This is a genomic window from Ruegeria sp. BG7 (genome assembly GCF_056535685.1).
Window position 1 is genome coordinate 717,011 of the sequence record NZ_JBQFIU010000001.1, and the last position, 19,336, is coordinate 736,346.

20 protein-coding genes are annotated in these 19,336 nt (G+C 56.8%); 5 read left to right on the forward strand and 15 right to left on the reverse strand.

Features of this window, described 5'->3' with window-relative positions; translation table 11 throughout:
• Nucleotides 1–54: 54 nt before the first annotated feature.
• The gene (locus tag ACR3EH_RS03525) at nucleotides 55–987 is read left to right on the forward strand and encodes an AEC family transporter (RefSeq protein ID WP_171646694.1); all 933 of its coding nucleotides are present in this window, start codon (nucleotides 55–57) and stop codon (nucleotides 985–987) included.
• A gap of 61 nt (nucleotides 988–1,048) precedes the next feature.
• Nucleotides 1,049–1,747 carry a CbiX/SirB N-terminal domain-containing protein gene (locus ACR3EH_RS03530; protein ID WP_171184836.1) on the forward strand — a complete coding sequence of 233 codons (699 nt, stop codon included), beginning with the start codon at nucleotides 1,049–1,051 and terminating at the stop codon, nucleotides 1,745–1,747.
• Nucleotides 1,748–1,761: 14 nt separating this feature from the next.
• Here the strand turns inward: ACR3EH_RS03530 and ACR3EH_RS03535 are convergent, their stop codons facing one another.
• From ACR3EH_RS03535 to ACR3EH_RS03555, 5 genes are all read right to left on the reverse strand, one after another.
• Nucleotides 1,762–2,754, reverse strand: coding sequence for a GGDEF domain-containing protein (locus tag ACR3EH_RS03535; RefSeq protein ID WP_171675440.1), 993 nt, complete (start codon nucleotides 2,752–2,754; stop codon nucleotides 1,762–1,764).
• Complete coding sequence (locus ACR3EH_RS03540; protein ID WP_171675438.1) at nucleotides 2,751–3,338, reverse strand: heme NO-binding domain-containing protein; 588 nt, start codon at nucleotides 3,336–3,338, stop codon at nucleotides 2,751–2,753. The genes ACR3EH_RS03535 and ACR3EH_RS03540 overlap by 4 nt, the downstream gene beginning before the upstream one ends.
• A gap of 118 nt (nucleotides 3,339–3,456) precedes the next feature.
• Nucleotides 3,457–5,016 carry a trimethylamine methyltransferase family protein gene (locus ACR3EH_RS03545; protein WP_171184840.1) on the reverse strand — a complete coding sequence of 520 codons (1,560 nt, stop codon included), beginning with the start codon at nucleotides 5,014–5,016 and terminating at the stop codon, nucleotides 3,457–3,459.
• Nucleotides 5,017–5,133: 117 nt separating this feature from the next.
• Nucleotides 5,134–5,826, reverse strand: coding sequence for an HAD family hydrolase (locus tag ACR3EH_RS03550; RefSeq protein ID WP_171184841.1), 693 nt, complete (start codon nucleotides 5,824–5,826; stop codon nucleotides 5,134–5,136).
• A 24-nt stretch (nucleotides 5,827–5,850) separates the two neighbouring features.
• Entirely contained in the window at nucleotides 5,851–6,135 is a 285-nt protein-coding gene (locus ACR3EH_RS03555) for a DUF3572 domain-containing protein (RefSeq protein ID WP_171184843.1), read from the reverse strand.
• A gap of 88 nt (nucleotides 6,136–6,223) precedes the next feature.
• Between ACR3EH_RS03555 and ACR3EH_RS03560 the strand changes: the two genes are divergently transcribed.
• The gene (locus ACR3EH_RS03560; RefSeq protein ID WP_171184845.1) at nucleotides 6,224–7,624 is read left to right on the forward strand and encodes a diguanylate cyclase; all 1,401 of its coding nucleotides are present in this window, start codon (nucleotides 6,224–6,226) and stop codon (nucleotides 7,622–7,624) included.
• A 6-nt stretch (nucleotides 7,625–7,630) separates the two neighbouring features.
• Here the strand turns inward: ACR3EH_RS03560 and ACR3EH_RS03565 are convergent, their stop codons facing one another.
• Genes ACR3EH_RS03565 through ACR3EH_RS03580 form a run of 4 tightly spaced genes read right to left on the reverse strand, consistent with a single transcriptional unit; the run spans nucleotide 7,631 to nucleotide 9,538 of the window.
• Nucleotides 7,631–8,104, reverse strand: a complete 474-nt coding sequence (locus ACR3EH_RS03565; protein WP_171092134.1) for a periplasmic heavy metal sensor — start codon at nucleotides 8,102–8,104, stop codon at nucleotides 7,631–7,633.
• Nucleotides 8,101–8,454, reverse strand: coding sequence for a hypothetical protein (locus tag ACR3EH_RS03570; RefSeq protein ID WP_253762007.1), 354 nt, complete (start codon nucleotides 8,452–8,454; stop codon nucleotides 8,101–8,103). The genes ACR3EH_RS03565 and ACR3EH_RS03570 overlap by 4 nt, the downstream gene beginning before the upstream one ends.
• Nucleotides 8,444–9,061, reverse strand: coding sequence for an RNA polymerase sigma factor (locus ACR3EH_RS03575; RefSeq protein ID WP_171184849.1), 618 nt, complete (start codon nucleotides 9,059–9,061; stop codon nucleotides 8,444–8,446). Before ACR3EH_RS03575 ends, ACR3EH_RS03570 begins: the two co-directional genes overlap by 11 nt.
• Nucleotides 9,062–9,067: 6 nt before the next feature.
• Entirely contained in the window at nucleotides 9,068–9,538 is a 471-nt protein-coding gene (locus ACR3EH_RS03580) for an EF-hand domain-containing protein (protein ID WP_171184851.1), read from the reverse strand.
• 220 nt (nucleotides 9,539–9,758) lie between these two features.
• Between ACR3EH_RS03580 and ACR3EH_RS03585 the strand changes: the two genes are divergently transcribed.
• Both ACR3EH_RS03585 and ACR3EH_RS03590 read left to right on the forward strand, forming a co-directional pair.
• Nucleotides 9,759–10,157: a DUF983 domain-containing protein gene (locus tag ACR3EH_RS03585; RefSeq protein WP_171092142.1), complete on the forward strand. Its 399-nt coding sequence runs from the start codon at nucleotides 9,759–9,761 to the stop codon at nucleotides 10,155–10,157.
• A 25-nt stretch (nucleotides 10,158–10,182) separates the two neighbouring features.
• A complete protein-coding gene (locus tag ACR3EH_RS03590) occupies nucleotides 10,183–10,884 on the forward strand; it encodes an NUDIX hydrolase (protein ID WP_171184853.1) in 702 nt (233 codons plus the stop codon).
• A gap of 10 nt (nucleotides 10,885–10,894) precedes the next feature.
• Here ACR3EH_RS03590 and ACR3EH_RS03595 read toward each other — a convergent pair whose 3' ends face one another.
• The 6 genes from ACR3EH_RS03595 to nuoL are packed head-to-tail and all read right to left on the reverse strand — an operon-like array spanning nucleotide 10,895 to nucleotide 19,334.
• On the reverse strand, nucleotides 10,895–12,562 hold the full coding sequence (locus ACR3EH_RS03595) for a ribonuclease J (protein ID WP_171646689.1): 1,668 nt from the start codon (nucleotides 12,560–12,562) through the stop codon (nucleotides 10,895–10,897).
• On the reverse strand, nucleotides 12,559–13,338 hold the full coding sequence (locus tag ACR3EH_RS03600) for a type III pantothenate kinase (protein ID WP_171646687.1): 780 nt from the start codon (nucleotides 13,336–13,338) through the stop codon (nucleotides 12,559–12,561). The genes ACR3EH_RS03595 and ACR3EH_RS03600 overlap by 4 nt, the downstream gene beginning before the upstream one ends.
• Nucleotides 13,339–13,350: 12 nt before the next feature.
• Nucleotides 13,351–14,100 carry a biotin--[acetyl-CoA-carboxylase] ligase gene (locus tag ACR3EH_RS03605; protein WP_171646685.1) on the reverse strand — a complete coding sequence of 250 codons (750 nt, stop codon included), beginning with the start codon at nucleotides 14,098–14,100 and terminating at the stop codon, nucleotides 13,351–13,353.
• Between the two features lie 54 nt (nucleotides 14,101–14,154).
• Complete coding sequence (nuoN, locus tag ACR3EH_RS03610) at nucleotides 14,155–15,597, reverse strand: NADH-quinone oxidoreductase subunit NuoN (protein WP_171105703.1); 1,443 nt, start codon at nucleotides 15,595–15,597, stop codon at nucleotides 14,155–14,157.
• Nucleotides 15,598–15,612: 15 nt separating this feature from the next.
• The gene (locus tag ACR3EH_RS03615) at nucleotides 15,613–17,157 is read right to left on the reverse strand and encodes an NADH-quinone oxidoreductase subunit M (RefSeq protein WP_171184859.1); all 1,545 of its coding nucleotides are present in this window, start codon (nucleotides 17,155–17,157) and stop codon (nucleotides 15,613–15,615) included.
• The gene (gene nuoL, locus ACR3EH_RS03620; protein ID WP_171184861.1) at nucleotides 17,157–19,334 is read right to left on the reverse strand and encodes an NADH-quinone oxidoreductase subunit L; all 2,178 of its coding nucleotides are present in this window, start codon (nucleotides 19,332–19,334) and stop codon (nucleotides 17,157–17,159) included. Before nuoL ends, ACR3EH_RS03615 begins: the two co-directional genes overlap by 1 nt.
• Nucleotides 19,335–19,336 lie beyond the last annotated feature (2 nt).

The following is a 19,336-nucleotide window of genomic DNA, read 5'->3' on the forward strand; positions in this document are numbered from 1 at the left end:
GGCCCTGCCCCGCGCGCTCAAGATATCACAGCGCGCCTGCCGCACGGGGGCCAAATGCTGCAAAGCCTGATCGACGTCATTCTTCCGGTCTTCCTTGTGATCGGTGCCGGATACACGGCGACCCGCACGGGCTATTTCAAACAAGAGCACGTCGATGGGTTGATGAAATTCACCCAAGGTTTTGCGATTCCCTGCCTGTTGTTCTTGGCCATCGCGCATCTGGACCTTAGCGCCAGTTTCGATCCCCGGCTTTTGGCCAGCTTCTATTCCGCCGCTGCGTTGTGCTTCACTGCGGGTCTCTTTGGAGCAAGGATCATTTTTGGCAGGGACTGGGAAGACTGCGTGGCCATCGGATTCTGTTGTCTGTTTTCCAACTCGGTCCTGCTGGGCCTGCCGATAACCGAACGTGCTTATGGCCCTGAGAACCTGACGGGCAACTACGCGATCATCGCCTTCCATTCTCCGTTTTGTTACGGCGTTGGGATCACGGTGATGGAGGTCGTGCGCAATCGCGGCAACGGCGGTGTACATATGGCGCGATCAGTTCTGTCAGCGATGTTCAAAAACGCACTGATTCTTGGTATCGCGCTTGGTTTTGTCGTCAACATAACTGGTCTGGTCATCCCAGCAGTCGTGGACGAAGCGCTTGAGCTTGTTACCCGCGCCGCCTTACCGGGGGCGCTGTTTGCGTTGGGGGGTGTGTTGGTTAAATACAAACCCGAAGGCGACTTGCGCACCATTGGTTTTGTCTGCTGCATCTCTCTGATGCTGCACCCCAGCCTAGTTTGGTTATTCGGAACATCCACCGGCCTGCCGCAGGACCTGTTTCGATCAGGCGTGTTGAATGCCGCCATGGCACCGGGCTTTAACGCCTATATCTTTGCGAATATGTATGGCCGCGCCAAACGCGTTGCGGCTTCGTCCGTTTTGATCGGAACAGCAGCATCTATAATCACCGTCTGGCTTTGGTTGAGCCTTCTGGGCTAACACAGGTGTTGACTTCGGTTTTCGCAGTAACACCTATCGCAGAACGCAGCAGGAGATCCGAATGCCACACGCCATAGTCGTCGCCCACGGCCAGCCCTCTGACCCAGATCCCGCTGAGGCCGCGTTGGCTGCATTTGCAGCCAAGGTCGACGCGTTGGCCGAACATGTAACGGTGAGTTCTGCGACGCTGGCCAAGCCCGGCGCGCTTGAGGCCAAATTGGACGGCCTTCCTGAAAATTCAGTCATCTACCCGCTTTTCATGGCGAAGGGGTGGTTTGTAACAAGTGCCCTGCCGAAGCGAGTTGGAGATCACAGGGCACGTATTTTGGATCCTTTGGGCATTGATCCCGATCTGCCCGCGCTGACGGCGAACGCGCTAGAAGCGAAGTTGCGAGAAGAGCATTGGGCGGCCAATGCGACGGATTTGGTGATCGCTGCGCACGGGTCGGGCCGCAGCCGGAATCCATCGGCGGTGGCCAATGAATTTGCGAACCGGCTAGGCAGGCAGGTTGCATTTCAATCGATCCGGGTTGGCTTTGTCGAAGAACCGCCCTCGATTGCCGAAGCAGCGCGCGATGCATCTAATCAAGCGATTTGCCTACCGTTCTTCGCATGTACCGGAGGTCATGTTCTAGAAGACGTACCCGAAGAGCTGGAGCGCGCCCAATTCAAAGGTATCGTCATGCCCGTTGTCGGAGAGCTCGCCCCCATTCAGCGGCAGATCGCGCAAAAGGTCACCGAGGCGTTCGCATCAGCGTGATCCTCGGTGGACGTTCAGGATTGCGCCTTGCTCAGTGTCGAATAAAGCCGATGGCACGATCGACCATCCCGTTTGGCCTGATACAAAGCCAAATCTGCAGCATGTAAGATATCAGCCGCTTTGGGAACTTGAAACTGAGTGGACAGAGCCGTGCCGATGCTGGCTGACACAGTACAGTGTTGGTTTTGAAACATCATAGGTTCGTTCAAGCGTTGGATGAGTCGGTCAGCAATTGCCTTCAATCTGTCGTCTCGTGTCAGGTCTTTGAAAACAATGACAAACTCGTCCCCGCCAACACGGGCAACCGTATCTTCGCTGCGCGTCTCCTCAATCATGATGCGGGCCGCCTGTTGCAGGACGAAATCACCAGCAGCGTGACCCAGACTGTCATTCACGGATTTGAAGAAATCCAGATCCAGATGCATCAAGGCAAAAGTTGAATTACTTGAGATCAGATTTGCCAGCACGTGATCCATGGCCCTGCGGTTTTTTAGCCCGGTTAATGTGTCGGTATAGGCCTGTTCCTCAGCGGCGAGCATGGCGCCTTGAAGCCTCAGGTTTAGCGACCGCGACGCCTCCATCGCGGCAGATTTGGCCTCGACCAGATAAAGCAGTTCGATGGCAAGGTCGGTGCCCGAGAAATCCGCACTTGTCAGCGCGTAATCCCGCACCGCATCCAGAATTGAAATCCCGAATGACAGGTTGATGACCGCACCACCGGACCGCGGCAAAGGGGCGACCAAGCCCTTGAGGGTCGTACGCGGTTCATCCTTGAACTTCAGGTGCAACTTAGCCCCGGCCATCGATAACAACGCCGGTATGGTTGTGACTGTTCTGGGACGGATCAGCTCAAACACTTCCAGAAACCTCTGCCCGATCAGCGGCAATTCTGGTCGCAGTTTTTGAAGTGTTGGCCCCGCTTGTTGTATTCGTCCGTCTTGTTCGACCAACAGGAACATTGGACAAAGCGTTTCCAGAAGGCCCGCAAGTTCGTAAGTATCGGTCATCTGCTGTGCGCCCCCAAATCAAAGTGACGCCCTTCCGCGAAAGCGCTTTCAACCAACATGATGGAAATGACGTCACTGTCCTGCTGCTGCCCTTCATGTGACAGTATGACCAATGCGCCGTAGTCGTCTGCCATGGCACGCAAAACACCAACCATGACACTGGAATAGCCGGGCAAGCCTGGAAAGGAGCATAGCTGATACTCCGTGGCCGATAGCTCTCGCAGCTCAAGGGCCGGCAAAGTCAAATCTGACACGGCCAACCGCACCCGGTCGGCCAGATCGTCCAGCGAATGCAGAAACTCTACATAGCTTACGCCGCCAAACCTGAGCAGGCGACGCAGCCCTTCCATGTTCGGGTGGGACACAAGATATGTCCCCAAATCCTCAAGAATCTCGGCCTTTGGTCGGTTCAGATCGCCACTCAGCGCATCCAACACTCTTGTCGTCATGTCATCATCATAGATGAGCATGGCTTCAAACTCGCGAAACCCCAACCGCGCATCTTCGGTCACACGCAGCCAGCAGGCCTGCCCATTGGTAGCGCAGACAAAAGACTGTATCGCCCGATTGATCAGATCATGCATCGGAAACCCCAACTTGGTGTCCCCTGCACTCTGTGCTGACAAATCTTAACAAATAGACAAAATCCACCCTGAGTTGCAGCGAATGCAACCGGGTATCACTTCGACATTTGTCGATTGCTCAGAAATCTGTCGGCGCGCCACCCTCGGCTTTGCGGCGTTCCACAAACTCTGCCAGTTCTTCGCGAATGGCTTCGTCCATTGGTGGAGCGTCAAAGCTCGAAATGATCTCTTTGAACATGTGGTGGGCGCGTTCGGCTGTCCAAATGCCACCAGCAACCTCCCACCCTTCATAGTTCTTCCAGTCGCTCAGGAAGGGTTGATAGAACGCGGTGGTATAACGGTCCTGTGTGTGCTGAATGCCGAAGAAATGACCGTCATTGCCAACTGAGCGGATCGCATCAAGCGCGATCTCATCAGGGCCGGTGGCAGTCAATTCCGGGTTCATATAACGCTGAATTTGTTGCAGGATTTCGCAATCCATAATGAACTTTTCCGGGCTTGCAATCAGGCCACCTTCCAGCCATCCAGCCGCGTGATAGACCATGTTGGTGCCCGATTGTACGGATGCCCAAAGCGAGTTTGACGTCTCCCAAATCGACTGACCATCGGGCACGTTTGCAGCACAAACACCCGACGATCGCATCGGCAGCCCGTAGAACCGCGCCATCTGGCCGGTCATCTGGGTCGAGCGCATGTATTCCGGCGTCCCAAAAGCGGGTGCTCCGGTTTTCATATCGACATTCGACGTAAATGTGCCGATCACGCACGGAGTTCCCGGGCGCACATATTGGAACAGGGCTATAGCACATAGCGCCTCGGCAAGTGACTGGGCCACCGCACCTGCCATTGTCACCGGTGCCATGGCCCCGGCCAACGTAAAGGGTGTCACCACAATTGCCTGTCCACGTCGGGCCAGCCGTAGGCACCCGTCGATCATAGGCTGGTCATGCTTTAGAGGAGAGGTAGAGTTAATGTTGGTGTACATGCGTGGAGCGGCATCGAATTCTTCGTGGCTCAGACCGCCTGCGATGCGCACCATTTCCATCACATCCTCGACGCGCTCTTTGCCCAGAGAGTAAGCATGCATGGTTTTGTCGGTCAGCGTCAGCTTGTCGTAAAGGACGTCCAGATGCCTTATACTGGCGTGAATATCGACAGGTTCGACCGGATAACCTCCGGCGAAATGGATGCAGTTGAAATATTGCGTCAGTTTCAACAGATTTCGGCACATCTCCCGGTTGCCGGGAACTTTTGTGCCGATCTCCATATCCCAATAATTCGGCGGCGATGAGACATTGCCGAACAGAATGTTCTTTCCACCAATCTCGATCTTGCGATCCGGATTGCGTGGCGTGATCGAAAATTGACTGGGGGCTTTCGCAATCATCTCCATGACAAAGTCGCGCCCCATGCGCACATTGTCACCTTCGATGGTACAGCCTACCTCACGCAGGATGCCTATTGCCTCTTCATTGTAAAATTCGATCCCGATCTCTTCCAGGATACGCATGGCCCCGTCATGGATCGCTTCGATGCCAGCCTGATCCAAGGGCTCTGTGGGATGGTCGATGTTGATGGGCGGATCCCAGGGCATCTGATCGATCGCTGCAGTTCCTCTGCGCGCTGCAGCCCCAGCGCGGCCACCGCCGCGACGCTTGCGTGTTGTTGTATCGCCCATCACGGCCTCCATTCCTGCTTTAAACAAGCAAGCCCGGAAGACACGATGATGGCCGCTCTGTCTGCGACAGAATATGTCGGTTTTCTATTTTGGCCGTCGATTGCCGGATTTAACCGTTTACTTGCTGGCCAACCATTCAGGGATATGTCCGATATCGGGCAGGACGACGTCAGCCATGGGCGCCAGCGCCTCTGCTTCGGCCAAACCCGTCAAAACACCTATCGTCGTCATCCCGGCAGCCCGCCCGGCTTGGAGATCGTGAAGGCTGTCACCGACCATTGCCACCCGTGAAGGTTCAACCCCAACATGCGCGGCAAAGGCCAGCAGTTGACCAGGGCCTGGCTTGAACCCGTGACCACTGTCATAGCCCGCAACAAAGTCGAAATGCTCTCGAATCCCGGCGGACTCAAGGTGCTGCATGGCCGGATGTTCACTGTCATTGGTGGCCACACCCAGCTTAATCCCCGCATTCTGCAAACTTTCCAGAAACGGGACCAGAGGAACAGCAGGCGACTGAGGGGCAGCGGCGGCTTCGGCGTTCATCAGATCCACGATCTCTTCAACGGTCATGCTGTCGACATGAGCGGCCAATACGTCGGCGATTTCTTCAACAGTCGCAGCGATAACGATACTGTCTGCGGTGTATCGCTCTTGGTCCAGGTCATAGCCGATAATCTTTCCAAGTTCGGCGGCGCGGGTTGTGTCACCATTGGTCAGTCGCAGCAGCAAAGAGCGGCCAAAGCCACCCCATGTGTTTGCAAAATCAAACAGCGTGCCGTCTTTATCGAAGACGATTGCATCTATCGGCATCAAGTTCTCCAGCGGAAGAGGATTTCAGGTCCAATATACATCAGCGCCGCCGGACAAGACCGTCCGCGCCTGAGCAGGAAGATCATAGGCTAGCGCGTTGGCATCACAAAACGCCATGACCCACGAGTCGTCAAGTACCAGAAAATCCAGCACCGACGCCAGAAATTCCGGGTCTGCTGCACGCTCGCGGACATCTTGCACCGACGCGCCCGTCGAGCCCAAAAATACAGGAAAAAGCTCTTCATTTCCGGCCAACCAGCCCAAAGCTGTCAGAGCCAGCGTTTCCGCGGATTCGGATGATATCGACATAAACTGTGCTCAGATCCACTTTTGGAAAGGGTTTGTTAACCAGACTCATAAACACTTTGTTCACGCATGCAATCAACGGTGAACAACTATGTCTGTGCAGGGAACCATCCTTGTCCTCGACGGGGTAGCAACCAATCGCATCATGCTGAAAGTTCAGCTGACAGCGGCTTGGTATCACGTAGTCCAAGGTGAAAAGCTTGAAGGGCTGTTGTCGCTTGTGCGTCGCACTCAGCCTGATCTTGTTCTGACAGCTCAGACCTTGCCAGATGGAACAGCTGCGGATGTCAAAAAGGTGACCAAGACCGTTCCCGGGCTTGAAGATGTACCAGTTGTTGTACTTGCCGCACAAAACGACAGGGATGCGCGGCTGCGTGCCTTGCAGGATGGGTTGGACGATGTGCTGACGCATCCTTTCAAGGATACCTTGCTGTTGGCGCGCATCCGAAGCTTGTTGCGTGCCCATGCTGCCACTCAAGACCTTCAGGTCAGCAACGGTTCGCAGCCGATCGGGTTCGGGGAACCGGCACCAAGCGTTATCCGCCCGCCAAAAGCCGCGAAAGTTCATATTCTGACACATGCCGCGCAAACCGGCGTCATGTGGCACAAGGCGCTCAACGATCAGCGTCAGTTTTCTTTGTCCTGGCACCTGCAATCGAACCTTCAAAGCGTCCTGTCTGGCGCTGTCCCGGACGCCATCGTTGTCGAATTGGGCGCTCATCCGTCAGATCTGAATATTCTGGCTGATCTCAGATCGCGTAACGTCACGCGAAACACGGTGTTGATCGGTGTGCTTAAAGACGACAATGCCGTTCAGGCTTCAGAGGCATTGGATCGAGGTGCCGACGCCGTTTGCCTGGATGGATTCTGCGCGCAGGAGATCCTGCTTCGGCTGGACAATCAAATCGCACGCAAAGCCCGGCTGGATCACATGCGTGTATCTCTGAAAAAGGGACTTGCGGACTCGTGGATCGACTCGTTGACCGGGCTGCACAATCGCCGGTTTGCTATGCGAGCGCTGGACCAGATCGCACGCGAATCTGCGCGAACAGGAAACAGTTTTGCTGTCATGCTGGCAGACCTCGACCACTTCAAGGCAATCAACGATGACCACGGTCACGCGAGTGGCGATCTCGTGCTGAAGCAGGCGGCAGAACGTATGCGTGGTGCCCTTGGCACCAACGGATTTGTCGCCCGTATCGGTGGAGAAGAGTTCATGATAGGCGTGCCAAATGTAACACCCAAACAAGCGATGCGGCTCGCTGAATCCCTCTGTGACAGCATTTGCAGTGCGCCGTTTCAGCTCTTGGATCAGGGACCGCAAGTCAACGTGACAGTCAGCGTCGGGATGAAAATGTCCCAAGGCCCGTTCCCCGACCAAGAAAGTCCCACGCCACATATTGAGAACCTGATTAAGTCCGCTGACACCGCACTTTATGCGGCGAAAAAAGCCGGTCGCAATCAGGTGAGCGTCCGGCAAAACGCAGCTTAAAGCCGATTAGTCCTTTTTCTTGTGTTTATGCGGGCCGCGTTCGACAATGTCCTGTAATCGATCTGCATACGCCTGTCTGTCCTGATCGCTCATGGCGGTAACGCGCGCCAACCATTGCGTTTGCAAAGCCTCCTGCAATGCAGCCGTTGCCTGTGCCTGCTGTAGCAACAGCACTTCAACGGCACCCGGATCAAAGGGTACCGTGCGCAAAGCCTGGCTCATCGCCTCAAAATCCTGTTTGCGACCACTGGTCCCTTTTTTGTGCAGCCCCGACAGCTCACCCCGCATCGCTTTGCGGTCGTCTTTTGGCAACGCTCGGTACAAGGCCGGGCCAAATCCCGGCGGTGCTTTGGCGTGATCCCCGCCTTTCAGACGCAACACAGTGCCTACAGCAACGCCAACGATCAACAGATTCAGAGCCAGAGACACAACCAGGACAACGGGCATCCACCGGCGTTTGGGTTTGGGATCAGCGTTCATTCCGTGGTCTCCAGAAAACTCGTGTCATAGCCAAGGTCGGCCACAAGAAAGGCCGTCTCTTGCGTTGTCAGCAGGTTGGCAGGATCGGGCAAAAAGGCAGGCGCGGAAAACCCGATCCAGACTCCGGCCGCACTGGCCGCAACAAGGCCACTCAACCCCTGCCAGCCACCCAAATTGCGCACCAGCCTGTCCCACAACGCAGGCCCCGGTTGTGGCGCGGATTTCATGCGGCCCAAGCGCACCGCCTCGGCATCCGTTTGAATGCGCACGGCCAAATCGTCTGGCAAGGCCGGCCGTTGTTGCCGCGCCTGAGCAAACAAATGATCCAGTTCCAGATCGTTATCCGCCATTGTCATACCCCAGTTCTTCGCGCCGTCCCGCCAGAATAGCGGCCAGACTTCGTTTGCCACGCGCTGTCAGACTTTCCACCGCTTCCACGGAAACGCCCATGATCCCGGCGATTTCGGGGTTGGGCAATTCTTCAATATGGCGCAGCACAACCGCTTGTCGCTGCCGTTCGGGCAATTCGGCCAAGGCGATCTGCAACGCGTCCTTGCGAGCCTCGTCCTGCATCCGGTCAACTACACTGGCTTGACCATCTTCAGGCTCGGGAACATCCGACAGCCTGTCGGGTGTTTTCTTGCGCCGGATGTCCACACACAGGTTCAGCGTCACCCGGTACAGCCAGGTCGAGACTTTGGCCTGACCAGACACCCAATCCGGTGCCATTTGCCACAGACGCATCATCGCCTCTTGCGTCACATCTTCCGCCTCAGCCCGATTGCCCAACATGCGCAACGCGACCGAGTAACACCGTGGCCCAAGACGGTCAGTAAGAACCCGCGCGGCTTCGGCGTCGCCATCGGCAAAGCGCCCCAGCAACGCATCGTCGCTGAGGCTGCCCGCGCTGCACATCGCATCGCGGACATCTTGTGGGTGGGAGGTCAGATCCTCCATCCTGCATCAGCTATCGTCTGCGTCCGAATTGTGATGCTTCTTCTTGTGGTGCCGCCCCATCTTGTCTTTGGCATCGGCAAATTCCTGTTCCGAGATTCCGCCACTGTTATCCGCGTCCATCCGATCAAACATCTTGTCAGCCCGGCGGGGTTTCGGCAACTCGTCCTGGCTCAGAAACCCGTCGTTGTTCGCATCGTTTTTTTCGAACATCTTGGCGACGCGGTCACTTGCCTTTTTCTGTGCAGCGGCTTGCATCTCGTCAAGGCTCAGCTGGCCATCACCGTCGGCATCCGCCTGCGTGAAACGCGCGGTGCGGTGGGCCTCCATCTCTTGCTGCGTCACCTGACCGTCGCCATCGGTGTCGAGTTCCTGAAAGGATACAGGCTCGCGCCCACCTTTTCCGGCAGCCAGAACGGATGTGCCTGTAACTGCTACTGCGGACAAAACAATGGCCGTGATGAATGTCGCGTTTTTCATTTCGGTTTTCCCTTGTTGACGCGGCCCCAGTGCCGCTGCTCATATCAATTCAAACGCGGGGCAGCGGAAATTCCGTCGCAGAAAAGTGGATTTTATTGAGAATGGAATCAGAAGCGTTTTCGGCGCATCGGGTACTGAGCGTTGCAAAGCGACGCACCCCCCTTTCAAATCCGCCCATTCAAGCGCATTATCGCGCAAAGATTAATGCGCGAGTTATATTATGACGGATCAGACGATCGACACCGCGACCGACACAGAGCGTGAAACATGGCCCGCCCTTGTCAAAGGGTTTCGGTGCAAGTGCCCCAACTGTGGTGAGGGCAAGCTGTTGCACAGCTATCTCAAGGTCAATGACAGCTGCTCGAATTGCGGGCAAGAGCTGTTTCATCACCGCGCCGATGACGGTCCGGCTTATCTGACCATCCTTCTTGTTGGTCACTTGCTGGCACCTGCTTTGCACGTGTCCTACGTCCATTGGCGGCCAGACCCCTGGACCATGGCCATCGGTTTCTCAATCGGTTGCGTTGCTCTGTCGCTGTACCTGCTGCCCCGTTTGAAAGGCGCCGTTGTCGCGTATCAGTGGGCCCGCCGTATGCACGGTTTCGGAACCTCCAAGTGAACCCAACCGGTCGCGTGGCGCAGATATGACAGTAGACAAGACCGCCATCCGTGACGCCGCTACTGTCATCGTTTTGCGGGACAGATGGACCAACCCATCGATCCTTATGGGGCAACGCGGCTCCAAAGCCGTATTCATGCCGAACAAGTTTGTGTTCCCTGGCGGTGCAGTTGATCCAGCGGATTCAGAAGTGCCCCTGGCGACCAAGCTGCCCGATCTGTGCCGTGACCGTTTGGCAGAACAGGCCGAGTCCGGACTGCAACACGCGCTGGCCGCCGCTGCCATTCGAGAGCTCTGGGAAGAAACCGGGCTTGTTCTGGGCCAGCCGGGTGCGTGGTCAGGTCAAGCACCTGACGACTGGCAGAGTTTTTCGGCGATGGGGTTTGTGCCGTCTGCAGCTGCGTTGCAATTCGTTTTCCGCGCTGTAACTCCGCCCGGTCGACCTCGACGGTTTGACGCACGGTTCTTTTTGGTCGATGCGGAAGCCCTGCAAGGTGATCTGGACGATTTCAGTCGCGCCTCAGACGAGCTGTCGCACCTGCAATGGGTGCAACTTGACCGCGCGCGTGATCTTGACCTGCCCTTCATAACCGAGGTTGTTTTGGCAGAAATAGCAGCCCGGGTCACAAAACCCGAGCCGCCTGCGTCAGTGCCATTCTATAAGAACGACGAAGAAGCCAATCTATTTTTGCGACTCAGGGGCTACCCGATGCCGGAACACGATTGACCGCTCCGACTCACCGCATCCGGCTGACAACCACTGTTACTTCGGGCTTCTTGCCGATTTCCGCTTTGGCGGTCTGCCGCACGATCCGGCGCATCTCGTCTTCCAGCTTGTCATCATCGCGTAAAGTTTTGGCCGCGGCCCGCATCAGGAATTGATTCAGGTCCTCCTCCAGAATCTCCACCAAAGCCGCGCGCGAAGTTCCGATCTCGGGCAGGCCCATGGTATCGCACCAAGGTTCACCCAGCGGTTCGTCTTCCTCGTCCAAGACCACAGTGACCGTGACATGGCCGTTCAATGCCATGCGGATACGATCCCGCACCACGCCGTCCAAAGCGCCGATCTTGACCGACCCGTCCAGATATGTGCGCCCGGTTTCGACATAGTCGACAACAGCCGGGGCGTTGCCGCTGATATCCAGCATGGTGCCGTTCACGGCCAGCACACCGGATCTGCCGCCTTGCTCGGCCAGTTTGACGTGCTCGCGCAGATGACGGTGTTCACCGTGCATCGGGATCACGACCTGCGGATCGATCAGCGCATGGACCTTCTCAAGATCAGGCCGGTTGGCATGGCCTGACACGTGATAGAGACCCGAGCTGTCATCGACGACATCCACACCCTTTTCGCTGAGCTGGTTCATGATAAAGATCACGCCCCGCTCATTGCCCGGAATGGTTTTCGAGGAAAACAGGAACAGGTCACCCTCTGCCAGTTCCAGACCCCGGTACTTGCCACGGGCCAGTTGAGCGCTGGCTGCCCTACGCTCCCCCTGGCTGCCGGTCACGATCAGCATCAGATTCTGGCGCGGAAGATCCAACGCCTCTTCCGCGCTGATCACCTTTGGGAAATCCGACAGGATGCCGGTTTCGGTTGCGGCTTCGATCATTCGGCGCATGGCGCGGCCCAACAGAACAACCGACCGCCCTGCCCGCTGACCCGCTTCGGCCAGTGTTTTGACCCGCGCAACGTTTGAGGCAAACGTGGTCGCCACGACCATGCCTTCGGCGTTTTCGACCAGTTTGGTGATTTCCGGCCCAACTTCGGATTCTGAACGGCCCGGATGCGCCGAGAACACGTTTGTGCTGTCGCAAACCAACGCCTTGACGCCGGGCTTGGCGACCTCAGCCCACAAATCTGGATCAAAAGCCTCACCCACGACAGGCTGCGCATCCAGTTTGAAGTCGCCCGAATGCACGACCCGTCCCGCAGGCGTATCGATGACCAACGCCGCGCTTTCGGGGATCGAGTGCGATACAGGCAGGAAACCAACCGTAAAAGGCCCGACCGAGACCTGTTCAGGCCAGGCGGATACGGTTGTTACGGCCTCGGTTGGGTGCGCGTGTTCTTCCATCTTGCGGCGCGCGATATTGGCCGTGAACGCGCGGGCATAAATCGGCGCACCCGAGGCTTCATAGCAATGCGCCACCGCGCCAACATGGTCCTCATGCGCGTGGGTGATAAAAACGCCGTCCAGCTGGTCTGCACGCTCTTTCAACCACGAAATATCCGCATAGATCAGGTCAACACCGGGTGTTGTGTCCATGTCCGGAAAAGTGACACCCAAATCAACAAGGATCAGGCGTTCCTGACCGGGTTTGCCATAGCCATACACATAGGCATTCATGCCAATTTCACCCGCGCCACCCAGCGGCAGGTAGATCAATCTTTCACTGCTCATTCGGAGCCATTATCCTTGTTATAGCGATGGATCACGGTCAAACCGTGCATCGTCAGATCATCTTCGATTGCGTCGAACCCTACGTCGGCCTGATCGAACAAAGGGGCCAGTCCACCAGTACCCACAACTTTCATCGGCATTCCGTATTCGGTTTTGATCCGGGCTATCAGCCCTTCGATCAGGCCGGAGTAGCCCCAATACACGCCCGATTGGATACATCCAACCGTATTCGTCCCGATCACTTTATCCGGTCGGGTAATATCGATATGCGGAAGCGCAGCCGCCCCCTGATGCAGAGCTTCAAGGCTCAGGTTTACACCAGGCGCGATAATGCCCCCGACATAGGCCCCATCGGCGGCAACAACGTCAAAGTTTGTTGCTGTGCCAAAATCCACAACAACCACATTGCCACCGTGACGATCAAACGCGCCCACTGCATTGGCCAGCCGGTCAGGACCTGGGACAGTTCCTTCGTCGACACGCGGCGGCACAGGCAATAGGCAGTCAGGCTTGCCAACCACCAGCGGGCGGCACCCGAAGAAGCGATCCGCAAAAATGCGCAGATTGAACACCACACGCGGCACGGTCGAAGCAATGACGACATCTGTTATGACCGCTTCTATGCCGTAATGTTTCACCAGCGTCGAATACCAGGTGAAATATGCGTCTGCCGTGCGCGCATGGTGGGTCGACGTGCGTAAGGTGCACAGAAACTTCTCGCCGTCCCAGATCGAGAAAACGGTGTTGGTGTTGCCGCAATCAATGGCCAGAAGCATTTAACGCCCCTTTCAGAAATACACGTCTGCCGCAGGAATGCTCACGCGGCCTTTGGCGGTGTTTAAGACAAGGTTGCCGCTTGCGTCTACTGTTTCGAAGGTTCCAACCGTCTCTGACGTTCCGGTACGCGCGGTGATGACCTCTCCCAATCGCGCGGCGCGGGCCAGCCACGCGGTGCGGATCGGTTCGAACCCATAGGTGACGAATTGGGTTTCATACCTGGCATAAGCTGCGGCCAGTTCGGTTAGGAAATCTTCGGGCGATACATTTGAACCGGTTTCCGACAGCAATGAAACGGGTCGCATGGCACCAGGTTCGACCGCATCCGCGTCAGGTGCATTGGCCAGGTTCACACCGATGCCGATCGCCAGATGCGCAACATCTTGCCCCTGCCCGGTGCTTTCCAGCAAGATACCGGCCAGCTTACCCCCGTTCAGCAGAACATCATTGGGCCATTTCAGCGACAGCCCGGCCGTTCTTCCGGTCACAGCAACACAGGCGTCGAACAAGGCCAATGCGGCCATAAAGCTGCGTAGCGCTGCCTGTTCCGGCGCACCTTGCGGGCGCATCAGCAACGTCGCGGCCAGATTACCCATCGGATTGGCCCAGGCCCGCCCCCGCCGTCCGCGCGCCGCCGTTTGGTGATGTGCCATAATCCAAACGGGACCTCGGGCAGTGGGTGCAATCCGCGCTGCCTCATTGAGAGTGCTATCGACTTCCTGCAGCTCGTGCAGCCCATAGCCTTGGGGCCATTTTGTCATATCAAAAAGGCCCGGTCACGCGACCGAGCCCCTCCTTCCGAGTGTTCAAGATATTCAGTTGACAAGCGTCGCTGCCGCAGCTGCCGCCGCGCCCTCGACACCAAACTGATAGAAGATGCCGATCAGCATCAAGGCGGCCGAGCCCATCAAGGCGACCCACAACACCGGCGTCGACCGGGTTTCAATCGGGTCTTCGTTTTCAGCCCCGAAATACATGTAGAACACGATCCGCAGGTAATAGAAGGCACCAATGACGGACGCGATGGCCGAGACGATCACAAGGCCGGTCAGACCCGCGCTGACACCTGCTTGCCAAACGCCAAATTTCGCAAAGAAACCCAGCATCGGTGGCACACCGGCCAGCGAGAACATCAGGATCAGAACGGCAAGGGCTTTGCCCGGATCGCGCTTGGAATACTGGCGCAGGGCGTCAATATCGGTGATCGGTTTGCCGTCCCGTTCCATCATCAGGATGAAGGCAAAGGTTCCGATGTTCATAGTCACGTAGATGGCCAGATACATCAGCATCGCTTTGATGCCCAACTCGGTACCTGCTGCCAGACCGATCAGAGCATAACCCATATGGGCAATCGACGAGAACGCCATCAGACGTTTGATGTCGCGCTGACCAATCGCGGCGACAGCACCCAGCAGCATCGACAGAACCGAAAGCAGGACAATCACCTGCTGCCAGTCTTTCACAATGCCACCAAACGCGTCATGCATCAGTCGCGCAAAAAGGGCCATGGCAGCCACTTTCGGCGCGGTGGCGAAAAAGGCTGTAATCGGCGTTGGCGAGCCTTCGTACACGTCCGGTGTCCACATGTGGAACGGCACGGCCGAGACTTTGAAGGCCAGACCAGAGATCAGGAAGATCAGACCAAACAGCAGGCCAATCGAAACTTCTCCGGCCTGAACGGTCGTAATGATGCCTGAAAAGAGCGTGGTTCCAGTAAAGCCATAAACCAGTGACGCACCATAAAGCAGCAAGCCCGAGCTGAGCGCACCCAGCACGAAATACTTCAGACCCGCTTCGGTCGATTTCGCGCTGTCACGACGCAATGCCGCGACAACATAGAGCGACAGCGATTGCAGCTCGAGCCCCATGTAAAGCGACATCAGATCGCCCGCGCTAACCATCATCATCATGCCAACAGCGGCAAGTGCGACCAGTAGCGGATACTCAAAACGCAGCAAGTCGCGGCGCGCCATGTAATCCTGGCTCATGACCAGAACAGCACCTGCCGAAAGCAGGATCGCAACCTTGGCGAAACGGGCGAACCCGTCGTCGACGAACATGCCATTGAAGGCCACGTTGGTCCCCTCGCCTTGTGTGGCGATCCAGATTGCCAGAAGGGCCATCAGACCAGCTGTGGTCCAGACCAACAAAGGTGCCATGCCGTCTTTCGTCGTATAGACAGCCCCCAAGAGCGCCGCCATCGCGTAGAGCGCCAGAATGATTTCCGGCAGGATAATTGTCAGATCAGCCTGGATCATGTCTCCAAAGCTCCCTTAGTGCGAGGCGGCTGTCTGGGTCGCAGCCTCAGCCGCGGCCAGAGCCGTGTCATATTTCGAAATCAGCGCGGCGGTAGATTGCCCGATCACATCCGTTACCAGCGACGGGTAAACGCCCAAAAGGATGGTCATCACAATCAGTGGGGCAAAGATCAAACGCTCGCGCGAGCTCATGTCGGTCATCGCCTTCAGGCTTTCCTTGATCAGGTCGCCAAAAACCACGCGGCGGTACAGCCACAGTGCGTAACCGGCCGAAAAGATGACACCGGTCGCAGCCACAGCCGTCACCCAGGTGTTGACCTGGAACGCGCCCATCAGGGTCAGGAATTCACCAATGAACCCGGATGTGCCCGGCAAGCCGACATTGGCCATGGTGAACAGCATGAAGACAAGCGCATAAGCAGGCATCCGAATGACCAGACCGCCATAAGCCTCGATATCCCGAGTATGCATCCGATCATAGATCACGCCCACACACAGGAACAACGCGGCCGAGATGAACCCGTGGCTCAGCATCTGGAAGATCGCGCCGTCGATGCCCTGCTGGTTTGCCGCAAAGATACCCATAGTCACAAAGCCCATATGCGCGACCGACGAGTAAGCGATCAGCTTCTTCATGTCCTCTTGCACCAGCGCCACCAGCGAGGTGTAGACAACCGCAATCGCAGACATCCAAAGCACCAGATCGGTCATCACCGCCGAACCTACGGGGAACATTGGCAGGCTGAACCGCAGGAAGCCATAGCCACCCATCTTCAGCAGGATCGCCGCCAGAACGACCGACCCTGCAGTTGGGGCCTGAACGTGCGCGTCCGGCAACCAAGTGTGCACCGGCCACATCGGCATTTTCACCGCAAACGACGCAAAGAAGGCCAAGAACATCAAAGTCTGCATACCGCCGACAACATAGATGCCCAGCACGCTGAAGCTTTCCGATGAGAATTGGTGGCTCATCAGAGCCTCAATATCCGTAGTGCCCGCATCTGCGTACATCGCCACCATCGCCACCAGCATCAGCACCGAGCCGAGGAAGGTGTAGAGAAAGAACTTGAAGCTGGCATAGATACGATCCTTGCCGCCCCAGATACCGATGATCAGGAACATTGGGATCAGGCCAGCCTCGAAGAACAGGTAAAACAGCACCAGATCCAGCGCCATGAACACGCCCAGCATCAGGGTTTCCAGCAGCAGGAAAGCCACCATGTATTCCTTGACGCGGTCGGTCACATTCCAACTGGCCAGAATGGTTAGAGGCATGATGAAGGTGGTCAACAGCACGAACAGAATGCTGATGCCATCAACGCCCATCTTGTACTTGAGACCCATCAGCCACTCACCTTCTTCCACCATCTGGAAGCCGGGGTTCGAGGGATCAAAACCGGTATAGATGCCAATCGATACCAGGAAAGTCACGGTCGTCGCCAGCAGCGCAATCCACTTGGCATTGCGTTGGGCCGCAGCGTCATCCCCATGCAGGAACAGGGCCAGAATACCTGCTGCAATCGCCGGGATGAACGTAACGATGGAAAGGATATTGTCCATTAGTTGGCCCCTCCGCCGATAGACATCCACGTTACAAGGGCTGCGATGCCCAGCACCATCCAGAAGGCATAGGTAAAGATGTACCCGGTCTGAGCCTTGCCTGCGAGGCGGGTAAAGAAGGGAACAACGCCCATTGCTACTCCGTTCAGGAAGCCATCAATTGTATTTCCATCGCCGCGTTTCCACAGGAACCGGCCAAGAGCGATGGTGGGTTTGACAAAGATCACGTTGTAGATCTCGTCAAAGTACCACTTGTTCTTGAGGAACAGGTACAGCGGGCGCTGGTTCTCGGCCAACCGCGCAGGCAGCGTCGTGTTCACGATGTAGAACCAATAGGCCACGATAAAGCCGAGGACCATCGCAACAAAGGGCGAGACCTTAACCCATTTCGGAGCGGCGTGCGCATCGTCCAACACGTGGTTGTCCGGTGCCATATACAGCGCGCCCTCGCCCGGTTCGCCAACAAAGGCATAGTGGTGATCACCGCCGTGAGCAGCTTTGTCACCGTGGCCGTCGTCTGCATGGCCCTCATCCGCATGTGTTTCAGTGCCATGACCATCATCCGCATGACCGTCATCCGAATGTGCGGCATCGTCATGCTCTTCTGCTTTGCCGTGATCGCCGGCCTCTGCGTGCTCAGACGCTTCGGCAACAGGGATGCCATAGAACTTGCCAACCTTGTCGGCGTGGCCAAAGAAATTGCCGTACCAGATCATCCCGGCAAAAACCGCGCCCAGTGACAGAACGCCCAGCGGCACCAGCATGACCATCGGGCTTTCATGCGCGTGATCATGCGTATGTTTGTCGCCACGCGGCTCACCGTAGAAGGTCAGGAAGATCAGACGCCAGCTGTAGAACGAGGTGAACGCAGCCGCCACAACCAGTAACCAGAAGCCATAGCCCGAGCCGCCCGCATAAGCGCTCTCGATGATGGCGTCCTTGGACAGGAACCCGGCAAAGCCAAATGTGGTCAGCGGAATACCAACGCCGGTGATGGCCAGCGTGCCGATCACCATCGCCCAGAAGGTATATGGGATTTTCTTCCGCAAACCGCCGTATTCGGTCATCTCCTGCTCGTGATGCATGGCGTGGATCACGGAACCCGCACCCAGGAACAATAGGGCTTTGAAGAAGGCGTGAGTGAACAGGTGGAACATCGCCGCCGAGTACATGCCCACACCAGCAGCCACGAACATGTATCCAAGCTGAGAACAGGTCGAATACGCAATCACACGCTTGATGTCGGTTTGCACCAAACCTACCGTGGCCGCAAAGAACGCGGTGGATGCGCCTAGCACAGTGATGAAGCCGGTTGCGCCCGGCGCAAACTCCATCAGCGGCGACATGCGGCAGACCAGGAAGACACCTGCCGTCACCATGGTTGCAGCGTGGATCAGGGCCGACACAGGCGTCGGGCCTTCCATCGCGTCCGGCAACCAGGTGTGCAGGATCAACTGAGCCGATTTACCCATCGCGCCGATGAACAGCAGCACACAGATGACTTCAATCGCTGTCCACTCGCCCCACAGGAAGTGCAGCTTTTCTTCGGCCAGCGCCGGGGCGGACGCAAAGATGTCCGAGAAATTGATGCTATCGGTCAGGAAGAAGATCGCGAAGATCCCAAGCGCAAAGCCGAAGTCACCCACCCGGTTCACGATGAACGCTTTCATCGCCGCCGCATTGGCCGAAGACTTGCGATAATAGAAGCCGATCAACAGGTACGAAGCGACACCCACGCCTTCCCAGCCAAAGAACATCTGCACCAGATTGTCCGCCGTCACCAGCATCAGCATGGCGAAGGTGAAGAAGGACAGATAGGCAAAGAAACGCGGCTTATAGCTTTCGCCCTCACGCCACTGCGGGTCGTGATCCATGTAGCCGAAGGAATAGAGGTGCACGAGCGCCGAAACGGTTGTCACCACGATCAGCATGATCGCGGTCAGACGGTCCAGTCGAATAGCCCAGCTTGTCGACAACGAGCCGCTTTCGATCCAGCGCATGATCTCAATCTGCTGGGTCACCCCATCAAATGTGAAGAAAACGATCCACGACAGCAGACAGGCCAGAAACAGCAGACCGGTGGACGTCCACATGGCGGCTTTCTCGCCAATGAACTTCCAGCCAAAGCCGCAGATCAGCGCGCCCACGAGCGGGGCAAAGAGGATGGTGGTTTCCATAG

Bases quoted from the DNA above. Each gene is read 5' to 3' on its own strand.
- ACR3EH_RS03525 (WP_171646694.1), top strand. From the start codon at position 55: ATGCTGCAAAGCCTGATCGACGTCATTCTTCCGGTCTTCCTTGTGATC.
- ACR3EH_RS03530 (WP_171184836.1), top strand. From the start codon at position 1,049: ATGCCACACGCCATAGTCGTCGCCCACGGCCAGCCCTCTGACCCAGAT.
- ACR3EH_RS03535 (WP_171675440.1), bottom strand. From the start codon at position 2,754: ATGACCGATACTTACGAACTTGCGGGCCTTCTGGAAACGCTTTGTCCA.
- ACR3EH_RS03540 (WP_171675438.1), bottom strand. From the start codon at position 3,338: ATGCATGATCTGATCAATCGGGCGATACAGTCTTTTGTCTGCGCTACC.
- ACR3EH_RS03545 (WP_171184840.1), bottom strand. From the start codon at position 5,016: ATGGGCGATACAACAACACGCAAGCGTCGCGGCGGTGGCCGCGCTGGG.
- ACR3EH_RS03550 (WP_171184841.1), bottom strand. From the start codon at position 5,826: ATGCCGATAGATGCAATCGTCTTCGATAAAGACGGCACGCTGTTTGAT.
- ACR3EH_RS03555 (WP_171184843.1), bottom strand. From the start codon at position 6,135: ATGTCGATATCATCCGAATCCGCGGAAACGCTGGCTCTGACAGCTTTG.
- ACR3EH_RS03560 (WP_171184845.1), top strand. From the start codon at position 6,224: ATGTCTGTGCAGGGAACCATCCTTGTCCTCGACGGGGTAGCAACCAAT.
- ACR3EH_RS03565 (WP_171092134.1), bottom strand. From the start codon at position 8,104: ATGAACGCTGATCCCAAACCCAAACGCCGGTGGATGCCCGTTGTCCTG.
- ACR3EH_RS03570 (WP_253762007.1), bottom strand. From the start codon at position 8,454: ATGGCGGATAACGATCTGGAACTGGATCATTTGTTTGCTCAGGCGCGG.
- ACR3EH_RS03575 (WP_171184849.1), bottom strand. From the start codon at position 9,061: ATGGAGGATCTGACCTCCCACCCACAAGATGTCCGCGATGCGATGTGC.
- ACR3EH_RS03580 (WP_171184851.1), bottom strand. From the start codon at position 9,538: ATGAAAAACGCGACATTCATCACGGCCATTGTTTTGTCCGCAGTAGCA.
- ACR3EH_RS03585 (WP_171092142.1), top strand. From the start codon at position 9,759: ATGACGGATCAGACGATCGACACCGCGACCGACACAGAGCGTGAAACA.
- ACR3EH_RS03590 (WP_171184853.1), top strand. From the start codon at position 10,183: ATGACAGTAGACAAGACCGCCATCCGTGACGCCGCTACTGTCATCGTT.
- ACR3EH_RS03595 (WP_171646689.1), bottom strand. From the start codon at position 12,562: ATGAGCAGTGAAAGATTGATCTACCTGCCGCTGGGTGGCGCGGGTGAA.
- ACR3EH_RS03600 (WP_171646687.1), bottom strand. From the start codon at position 13,338: ATGCTTCTGGCCATTGATTGCGGCAACACCAACACCGTTTTCTCGATC.
- ACR3EH_RS03605 (WP_171646685.1), bottom strand. From the start codon at position 14,100: ATGACAAAATGGCCCCAAGGCTATGGGCTGCACGAGCTGCAGGAAGTC.
- nuoN (WP_171105703.1), bottom strand. From the start codon at position 15,597: ATGATCCAGGCTGATCTGACAATTATCCTGCCGGAAATCATTCTGGCG.
- ACR3EH_RS03615 (WP_171184859.1), bottom strand. From the start codon at position 17,157: ATGGACAATATCCTTTCCATCGTTACGTTCATCCCGGCGATTGCAGCA.
- nuoL (WP_171184861.1), bottom strand. From the start codon at position 19,334: ATGGAAACCACCATCCTCTTTGCCCCGCTCGTGGGCGCGCTGATCTGC.